The organism is Pseudomonas sp. RIT357 (assembly GCF_000632245.1).
In the GTDB taxonomy this organism is placed as follows: Bacteria; Pseudomonadota; Gammaproteobacteria; order Pseudomonadales; family Pseudomonadaceae; genus Aquipseudomonas; species Aquipseudomonas sivasensis.
This window is the reverse complement of record NZ_JFYX01000018.1, coordinates 57,802-67,100: the sequence shown is the minus strand read 5'-3', so window position 1 is coordinate 67,100 and position 9,299 is coordinate 57,802. Positions and strand designations below refer to the sequence as shown.

General features: G+C 62.0%; 8 protein-coding genes and 2 riboswitches. Of the genes, 4 read left to right on the top strand and 4 right to left on the bottom strand.

Going from position 1 to position 9,299, the window contains the following annotated elements; genetic code table 11:
* Positions 1–151 precede the first annotated feature (151 nt).
* Both BW43_RS28960 and nfuA read left to right on the top strand, forming a co-directional pair.
* Entirely contained in the window at positions 152–481 is a 330-nt protein-coding gene (locus BW43_RS28960) for a hypothetical protein (RefSeq protein ID WP_032887094.1), read from the top strand.
* A 398-nt stretch (positions 482–879) separates the two neighbouring features.
* Entirely contained in the window at positions 880–1,464 is a 585-nt protein-coding gene (gene nfuA / locus BW43_RS13680) for a Fe-S biogenesis protein NfuA (protein ID WP_032887092.1), read from the top strand.
* 248 nt (positions 1,465–1,712) lie between these two features.
* Here nfuA and cobM read toward each other — a convergent pair whose 3' ends face one another.
* The 4 genes from cobM to BW43_RS13700 all read right to left on the bottom strand — a co-directional run bounded on the left by cobM (position 1,713) and on the right by BW43_RS13700 (position 3,823).
* The gene (gene cobM, locus BW43_RS13685) at positions 1,713–2,459 is read right to left on the bottom strand and encodes a precorrin-4 C(11)-methyltransferase (protein ID WP_032887091.1); all 747 of its coding nucleotides are present in this window, start codon (positions 2,457–2,459) and stop codon (positions 1,713–1,715) included.
* Between the two features lie 70 nt (positions 2,460–2,529).
* A complete protein-coding gene (locus BW43_RS13690; protein WP_032887089.1) occupies positions 2,530–2,922 on the bottom strand; it encodes a cobalamin biosynthesis protein in 393 nt (130 codons plus the stop codon).
* Entirely contained in the window at positions 2,919–3,623 is a 705-nt protein-coding gene (locus tag BW43_RS13695) for a CbtA family protein (RefSeq protein WP_032887086.1), read from the bottom strand. Before BW43_RS13695 ends, BW43_RS13690 begins: the two co-directional genes overlap by 4 nt.
* 11 nt (positions 3,624–3,634) lie before the next feature.
* Complete coding sequence (locus BW43_RS13700; protein ID WP_012723860.1) at positions 3,635–3,823, bottom strand: CbtB-domain containing protein; 189 nt, start codon at positions 3,821–3,823, stop codon at positions 3,635–3,637.
* A gap of 95 nt (positions 3,824–3,918) precedes the next feature.
* A riboswitch (cobalamin riboswitch) is annotated at positions 3,919–4,125 on the bottom strand.
* 41 nt (positions 4,126–4,166) lie between these two features.
* A riboswitch (cobalamin riboswitch) is annotated at positions 4,167–4,368 on the top strand.
* A 92-nt stretch (positions 4,369–4,460) separates the two neighbouring features.
* Between BW43_RS13700 and cobW the strand changes: the two genes are divergently transcribed.
* Positions 4,461–5,522 (top strand): cobalamin biosynthesis protein CobW, encoded by a 1,062-nt coding sequence (cobW, locus tag BW43_RS13705; RefSeq protein WP_032887084.1) that lies wholly within the window; start codon positions 4,461–4,463, stop codon positions 5,520–5,522.
* A gap of 3 nt (positions 5,523–5,525) precedes the next feature.
* Positions 5,526–9,287 (top strand): cobaltochelatase subunit CobN, encoded by a 3,762-nt coding sequence (cobN, locus tag BW43_RS13710; RefSeq protein ID WP_032887083.1) that lies wholly within the window; start codon positions 5,526–5,528, stop codon positions 9,285–9,287.
* The last annotated feature ends 12 nt before the right edge of the window (positions 9,288–9,299 follow it).

The window sequence follows — 9,299 nt, the reverse complement described above, 5'->3', positions numbered from 1 at the left end:
TCGCCCCAACACTCGGCACCTCGCCTAGGCTCGGTGTGCCCGCACTCCGGCTTGAATCCGTGGGCCGCCGCGATGGGCCATCCATGGCCCAGCGCGGCTAACCCGGCGTCCTGCCGGGTTACCCACGGATTCAAGCCTGCGTTCGGCCAGCGTGTTTGACGGGGCGCCTAGGATCAAAATCAAAATCAAAAGCGCAGATCAACAGACCGCTGACTTCGTCAGCGAAAAGGATGTAAGGGCCAGATCAAAAGCAGAGCAAAAGCAGAGCAAAAGCAGAGCAAAAGCAGAGCAAAAGCAGAGCAAAAGCAGAGCAAAAGCAGAGCAAAAGCAGAGCAAAAGCAGAGCAAAAGCAGAGCAAAAGCAGGGCAAAAGCAGAGCAAAAGCAGAGCAAAAGCAGGCTGATACCTATCTGATACATGGAGATCAAAATGTGGGAGGGGGCTTGCTCCCGATGGCGGTGTGTCAGCGAAAAGATCTGTAACTGACCCACTGCCATCGGGAGCAAGCCCCCTCCCACATTTTTACCCGAGTACACCAGACAAAAATCCAGTCGGCTCTAAAGCCGTCGCGCTCTACCTTTTGATCTGAAAGCGCCCCCCAAAATCAATGTCGGATTACGGCCATGCCGCGCCTAGGCGAGGCACCGAGTGGTGGGGCAAGAGCCTTTTGGTTACTTTTGGCGGGGCCGGCATTCTGGCTCTTTTCAAAAGTGACTCGCCGTCAGGGCGGAACAATTGTAGCCGCCATCTAAATAACGGATATACGCCCCACATCCACACCACCACCCCGAAACCAAAGCCTAACCCGACAAAAACACTAGGACTTTGTACCTCCGTAATAATTTGGCGTAAACTCCGGGCAAGCCTGTGAGGAGTTTCCATGACTGCCATAACCATTACCGACGCCGCCCACGATTACCTGGCTGACCTGCTGTCCAAGCAGAACACCCCAGGCATCGGCATCCGCGTCTTTATCACCCAGCCCGGCACCCAGTACGCCGAGACCTGTATTGCTTACTGCAAACCCGGTGAAGAGAAACCTGAAGACACCGCCCTGGGGCTCAAAAGCTTCACCGCGTACATCGACCACTTCAGCGAAGCCTTCCTGGACGACGCGGTGGTGGACTATGCCACCGACCGTATGGGCGGCCAGTTGACCATCAAGGCGCCGAACGCCAAGGTGCCGAGCGTCAACGCCGACAGCCCGGTCAACGAGCGCATCAACTACTACCTGCAAACCGAGATCAACCCAGGGCTGGCCAGCCACGGCGGCCAGGTCAGCCTGATCGACGTGGTCGATGACGGTATCGCCGTGCTGAAGTTCGGCGGCGGCTGCCAGGGCTGCGGCCAGGCGGACGTGACCCTGCGTGAAGGCATCGAGCGCACCCTGCTGGAGCGCGTTCCGGAGCTCAAGGGCGTCCGTGACGTGACGGACCACACGCAGAAAGAAAACGCCTACTACTGAGTAAGGCGTTCACTGCAAACAAAAAAACGGCGCCCCGTGAGCGCCGTTTTTTTTGCTTTAAATTCAGGTTCTTACGCAATAAACCTAACAAATAAGATTAACTGTGGGAGGGGGCTTGCTCCCGATAGCGGTAGCTCAGTTGCCCCATTGGAAGCTGACCCACCGCTATCAGGAGCAAAATCCTCCCATATTTATCTGTATTTATTGATATTTATCAGTAGCTTATAGGGTTTTTGTGAAGTGAAAAATCAAGGTCGATAAAGGTGCGCATGCCCCGCCCGATACAGCGACGACTCACTGAAACTGTCACTCGCCAGCACCCGGCCCACCACAATCAACGCCGTACGCCGAAAACCTTTGGACGCGACTTTCTCGGCGATATCACTAAGGGTGCCCACTACCCAATCCTGGTCCGGCCAAGTCGCCCGATGCACCACGGCGATCGGGCAATCCGCGCCATAGTGCGGCAGCAGTTCGGCGACGATTTTCTCCAGATGATTCACCCCCAGATGAATCGCCATGGTCGTACCGTGCTGCGCCAGGCTGTCGAAACCCTCACCGGCGGGCATGCTGGTTTTATCGGCATAACGGGTCAGGATCACGCTTTGGGCGATGTTTGGCAGGGTCAGCTCCGTCTCCAGTAACGCTGCGCAGGCGGCTACGGCGGTGACGCCAGGAATGATCTGGAATGGAATGCCCAATTCCCGCAAAAGGCGGATCTGCTCGCCGATCGCTCCGTAAAGGCTCGGATCCCCGGAGTGCACGCGCGCCACGTCCTGGCCTTTGGCGTGTGCGGTCTTGATCAAGTCGATGATCTGTTCAAGGTGCAGTTCGGCGCTGTTGACCACGTGTTCTGCCTGATGACCTTCCAATACCGCCGCAGGCACCAGCGAACCGGCATAAATGATCACCGGGCAACTACGGATCAGCCGCTGGCCTTTGACGGTAATCAATTCCGGGTCGCCGGGGCCGGCGCCGATGAAGTAGACGGTCATGGAGAATTCCTGTCAAAAAACGGGCGAGCATGAAGATTGCTCATGATCGGGGAGGGCGATTATCGGGGTTTTAACCGGCGCAGGCCAACGCAAAGGTGGCTTGGGCGGTTTTTTTGCGGGTGATGAGCAACTGGGCAGGCGCGCCGCCGAGCTGTTCAACAAGGGCCAGGGCGGCACTTTCGGCGATGCCGTAACACCCCGTGTGGGCGAACGCGACGTCGGACTTGTGGCTTAGCCGGTGTTCATAAATCGCCAGTTGCTCGGCGTTGAAGCACTCCAGCGGCAGGTTCAAGTGCCGTGCCAGAGCCAGTAAGCCTGGCTCGTCGTGTTTGCGGTCGATACTGGCCAGCGCGGTGATGCATTGGGGATCAATCCCTGCCTCGGCGAGAGCGGTATCAAACAGCGCCAGCAGGGTATGAACCTCACAACCCCGCTGGCAACCCAGGCCGACCACGTAGGTCATGCGGAGTATTGATCGTCGCGTTTGCGGCGGAACAGCCAGGCGCTGATCAGGCCCAGGGCCAGCCAGAACGCCACGTTGGTCAGTTGTGAGGCGATTTTGAACTGCGCTTCCAGTGCTTGCGGCGCGAGCATTGCGTGCACTTCCGGTTGCGGCGCGCCAATGACGTGCGGTACGGCGAGGATGGCAGCGCCCAGCACTTTCAGCAGCCAGTTGCGCCCGAACACGATCAGCGCAATCCCGGCAGCGGTGGAGGCCGCAGTGCCGATCCACCACGTCTGGCGCAGTGCCAGATCAGCGGCGGCGGTGCCCGGCAACTCGGGTGGCAGGCCCATCGTCGGCGCCAGCACGAAGGTAGCGTAACCGGCCAGGCCCCACAGCAGGCCCTGCGCCGTGCGGGTGGGGGCGCGCAATGTGTAGAGGCCGGCCAGCATCAGTGCAAAACCAACCGCCACCACCAAGTTGCCACCGGTGGTCGACAGCACGCGCTGCCAGCCATCTTCAGGCTCCCAGGCTTCGGCATCGTGGGTGTGGGCAGCAGCGCCGGCAGCGTGCTCATGCACCACTTCGGTTGCCGCCGGGGCTTTTTCAAAGGTTTCCGCCTGAAGAATCAGCGGGGCGACCCAAAAGCTTTGCAGCAGGGTCAGCAGCAGCGCGGCCAACAGGCCGGTGAAACCTGCGGTTTGCGCAATACGCTTGATCATGTCGGCAGGTCTCAGTGGCACGGGAACGCGGCGCTGTGGCGGGTATCGTGGGCAGCGTTGTGCACCGCCTCGATATGCGAGAAACCGGCGAAATACACCAGACACGCGCCGAGGATCGACGCGCCGATGGCGGCGGTCAGGCGTTGGCTCAAGGTAGAGGTGCTGCTGGCGGAGTGCGAAGTGCTGCTGATGATCGACATGGCGCGTCCCTTTCAGGTGTCTGGATGAAACGAGCGCATGAAAACCCCGCGAGCCAGGCACGCAGAGTTCCGAACAGCGCCCGCCCACCGCGGGTTTGTTATCTGATTTTTCGGGCCGGTCTCCGGGCTTGCGAGGGACACTGGGTCTATAAAGCATCGCCTTCCCATGCCTTACAGGCACAGTGGATCTGACGCTTCACTCGCTTACCGTTGCGGGGGCAGCACCGGACTGGTCATGGCAGCCATGATTTACCGGTTTCCCGTTTCACCCTGTGAAGGGCACCCGAAACAAGGCATGTAGGAAAGCATGCAGAGCGACGGTAGTCAAATTCACCGAGCCCCTGTAGCCTTGCACCTTCGAGGTTCTTCGGCCCAGGCCGAAGCTAAGAAGGGAACGCGGTTCAATCCGCGGCTGCCCCCGCAACTGTGAAGGGTTCATCCGACTGCCACGCCACTGCCATCAACGGCGGGAAGGCGCAGCCGGCGCCGGTCTAACGACCCGCAAGCCCTAAGCCAGGAGACCTGCCTCGCAACCGATTTTCTAATTCAACCGGGCGGGGTGATCCGGTGACGAAATCCGCTTCTGCGCCGCGCCGCAGGGCCTATCGTCCCGTATGCCCGCCCCCAAGGGCATCCGATGAAAACACTGGCCAAACTCCCCGTCACCATCGTTACCGGCTTCCTCGGCTCGGGCAAAACCACCTTGCTGCGCCATATGCTCGACAACGCCCAGGGCCGTCGCATCGCCGTCATCGTCAATGAGTTCGGCGAGTTGGGCATTGATGGTGAAATCCTCAAGCAGTGCTCCATCGGTTGCACCGAAGAAGAAGCCAACGGCCGCGTGTACGAACTGGCCAACGGCTGCCTGTGCTGCACCGTGCAGGAAGAGTTCTTCCCGGTGATGCGCGAACTGGTCGCCCGTCGCGGCGACCTCGACCATATCCTCATCGAAACCTCGGGCCTGGCCCTGCCAAAACCGCTGGTGCAAGCCTTCCAGTGGCCGGAAATCCGCAGCGCCTGCACGGTTGACGCGGTGATCACCGTGGTCGACAGCCCGGCCGTGGCCGCCGGTACCTTTGCTGCGTTCCCCGATCAAGTGGACGCCCAGCGCAAACTCGACCCGAACCTGGACCATGAGTCGCCACTGCACGAGCTGTTCGCCGACCAACTGGCCAGCGCGGACCTGGTCATCCTCAACAAGGCCGATCTGATCAGCCCGGAAGACCTGGCCCGTGTGCGCCTGGAAGTCGCCGAAGAGCTGCCGCCAGCCGTCAAAATCATTGAGGCCAGCAGCGGCCGCGTGCCCCTGGACGTGTTGATTGGCCTGGGCGCTGGCTCCGAAGAGCATATCGACGGTCGTCATAGCCATCACGATCATCACCACGAAGGTGAAGACGATCACGACCACGATGCGTTTGATTCCATCTCCATCGACCTGCCCCAGGCCGACGAAGCGCTGCTGCTCGACGCATTGACTCAACTGGTCGTGCAACACGGCATCTTGCGTGTCAAAGGCTTCGCCGCGATCCCGAACAAGCCGATGCGCCTGTTGATCCAGGGCGTGGGCACCCGCTTTGACAAACACTTCGACCGAGCCTGGGGTGCTGACGAAGCACGCATCACGCGCATGGTGCTGATCGGCCAGGACCTGGATGCGGTCGGCCTCGAAGCGCAACTGCGCGCCGCGCTCAGCGTTTAATCCATGCACCTGCTCAGGACTCAGCCCGGTGGTTTTGTCGCGGACGACAATATTGCCGACCTTGGACAAACCCCCGCCGAGCTGGTGATCCTGTGCAGCGGTGATTCCAGCCTGGCGCTGCTGGCCGAAGCGGCCCAGCAGTTGCCGGATGGCTACCCGAGCCTGCGCCTGGCCAACCCGATGCAGGTGCAGAACCACGCTTCGGTCGACCTGTATGTCGATGAGGTGCTGCGCCACGCGAAGGTCATCCTGATTTCCTTGCACGGTGGCATCGGTTATTGGCGCTACGGCATCGAGCGTTTGGTGGAGTTGGCCGAGCGCGGTGTGCAGCTGATCCTGGTACCGGGGGATGATCGCCCGGACCCGGAACTCAGCGGTCTCAGTACCGTCGGCGTCGAGGCGCGGGATCGCCTATGGCAGTTTCTGCGCCAGGGCGGGCTGGGCAACGCGCTGGACTTTTATCGCTGCCTGGCCAGCGGCTATATGGGCCGCGACTACCCGTGGGCCGAGCCGCAAGCCTTGCCGCGTACGGCGATTTATCATCCCGGCAAAGCCAATGCTTGCCTGAGCGACTGGCAGGCAGATTGGCACGCCGACCATCCCGTGGTGGCGGTGCTGTTCTATCGCTCCCATTTGCAGGCGGCCAATACCGGTTTTATCGATGTGTTCTGCCAGCGCTTGCAGGCGGCGGGCCTCAACCCGTTGCCGATGGCGGTGGCCAGTTTGAAAGAGCCCGGCTGCCTCGCGGTGGTCGAGGATTTGCTGGATGAAGTGCAGGCATCGGTGATTCTGAATACCACCGGTTTTGCCCAATCCAGCCCCGAAGCCCCGCATTTGCGCCCATTTCGCCGCAATATTCCGGTGATCCAGGCGATTTGCGCCCAGGACAACCAGCCCGGCTGGGAGGCCAGTGAACAAGGCCTGGGTCCGCGCGACCTGGCGATGCACATTGCCTTGCCGGAGCTGGACGGCCGCATTATCAGCCGGCCGATCAGCTTCAAAGACCTGGCCTGGCGCAGCGAACGCAGCCAGTCGGACGTGGTGTGCTACCGCGCAGCGCCCGAGCGTATGGATTTTGTCGCCGAGCTGGCTCGCCGTTGGGTCGAACTGGCGCGTGTGCCGAATGCGGATAAACGCATCGCGCTGATCCTTGCCAACTACCCGACCCGCGATGGCCGCATCGGCAACGGTGTGGGCCTGGACACCCCGGCGGCGGCGCTGAATATCCTGTGTGCGTTGCAAGCTGAAGGTTACCCGGTGCCAGCGGTACTGCCGGAAAGCGGCACCGCCTTGATCCACGACTTGCTGGGTGGCGTCACCAACGATCTGGACAGCCTCGACCTGCGCCCGTGCCATCAAAGCCTGGGCCTGGATGAGTACGAAGCGATGTTCAAGCGCCTGCCTGAAGCCAACCAGCGCGCCGTGCTGGAGCGCTGGGGCACGCCCCATAACGATCCGATGTTCCGCGATGGCCGCCTGATGGTCGCCGGCCTACGCCTGGGCCTGACGTTCGTCGGCATCCAGCCGGCGCGGGGTTACCAGGTGGACGCCAGTGCGGTGTACCACGACCCGGACCTGGTGCCGCCCCACGGCTATCTGGCGTTCTATTTCTGGTTACGCCACACCTATGGCGCCCATGGCGTCATCCATGTGGGCAAGCACGGTAATCTGGAATGGCTGCCAGGCAAGGGCGTGGGCCTGTCGGAACACTGCTGGCCTGACGCGATACTGGGGCCGCTGCCGAATATCTACCCTTTTATCGTCAACGACCCGGGCGAGGGCGCCCAGGCCAAGCGGCGCACCCAGGCAGTGATCATCGATCACCTGATGCCGCCGCTGACCCGCGCCGAAACCTACGGCCCGCTGCGTGACCTGGAGCTGTTGGCGGACGAGTATTACGAGGCCCAACTGCTCGACCCACGCCGTGCCCGTGAGCTGCAAAAAGACATCCTTAAGCTGGTGCGCGAAACCCGTATCGACCAGGAGCTTGAACTGGATGGCGACGCCGATGCGGCGATTTGGCTGCCGCGCCTGGACACCTACCTGTGTGATTTGAAGGAATCGCAGATCCGCGACGGCCTGCATATCTTCGGTGAATCGCCGCAAGGCCGTTTGCGCATTGATACGTTGCTGGCCTTGCTGCGCATCCCCCGAGGCGATGGCCGTGGCCCGCAATCGAGCTTGCTGCGCGTGTTGGCAAAGGCCTTTGGGCTGGGCTTCGACCCGCTGGACTGCGCCCTGGCCGAACCGTGGACCGGGCGCCGCCCGGCCGTGTTGCAGAGCATCGATGCGCAGGTGTGGCGCACCGCCGGCGACACCCGCGAGCGTCTGGAGTTGTACGCGGCGCGGCTGATCGAGCAGGCGTTGGAAGGTCCCCTTGAACAGTTGGAAGAACCCGGCTGGGAAGACGTGAAAGCGGTTATCGAAAGCCTGCGCATCGTCGTGGCACCACGCCTGGATGCCTGCGGCCCGGCGGAAATGCGCGGTTTGCTGGATGCCCTCGACGGCCGTTTCGTGCCGGCAGGTCCGAGCGGCGCGCCGAGTCGTGGGCGCTTGGATGTACTGCCCACCGGGCGCAATTTCTTCACCGTCGATGTGCGCAACCTGCCCACCACTACGGCTTGGCGCATCGGCTTCCAGTCGGCCAGCTTGCTTCTTGAGCGGCATTTGCAGGACCACGGCGATCATTTGCGCCAGTTGGGCCTGTCGGTCTGGGGCACCGCGACCATGCGCACCGGCGGCGATGATATCGCTCAGGCCATGGCGCTGATGGGCGTGCGCCCGGTGTGGGCCACCGGCAGCCAGCGGGTGGACGACTTTGAAATCCTGCCGGTCAGCCTGCTGGACCGCCCGCGTGTGGATGTGACGCTGCGGGTGTCCGGGTTTTTCCGCGATGCCTTCGCCAACTTGATCCGCCTGTTTGACGCGGCGGTGCAGGCGGTGGCGGCGCTGGATGAGCCGGACGACATGAACCCACTGGCCGCCAAGGTGCGCAGCGAACGCGCGGCGTTGCTGGCGTCTGGCCTGGATGAAGAGGCCGCGGCGAAACAGGCCGGCTGGCGCATTTTTGGCGCCAAGCCCGGTGCCTATGGCGCAGGCGTGCAGGGCGCGATCGATGGCCGCCTGTGGCAAAGCCGCGAGGACTTGGCCGAGGTCTACTTGAACTGGGGCGGCTACGCCTATGGCGGCGCCGACGAAGGCACCGCCGCCCGCGAGCAGTTCGCCCAGCGCCTGAGCCAGGTGCAGGCCGTGCTGCAAAACCAGGACAACCGCGAGCACGACCTGCTCGACTCCAACGATTACTACCAATTCCAGGGCGGCATGCTCGCCGCCGTGGAAACCCTGAGCGGCGATAAGGCTGCCAGCTATCACGGTGATCACAGCCAGCCGGACTTGCCGAAGATCCGCACCTTGAAGGAAGAGCTGAACCGGGTGATCCGTGCCCGCGCTGCCAACCCCAAGTGGATCGATGGGGTGAAGCGTCATGGCTATAAAGGTGCGTTTGAGATGGCCGCGACCGTGGACAATCTGTTCGCCTTCGACGCCACCACCGCGCTGATCGACGATCATCAATACGCCTTGCTCGCTGACGCCTACCTGCTCGACCCCGACACCCGCGCGTTTGTGCAGCAGCACAACCCAGCGGCGTTGCGGGACATGACCGAGCGTATGCTGGAGGCGCAACAGCGTGGCCTGTGGCAGGAGCCGGGGGCGTACCGTGAAGCGTTGGAAAACTTGTTGCTGGATATAGAAGAAGGCAGTTAGAGCGCGAGATTG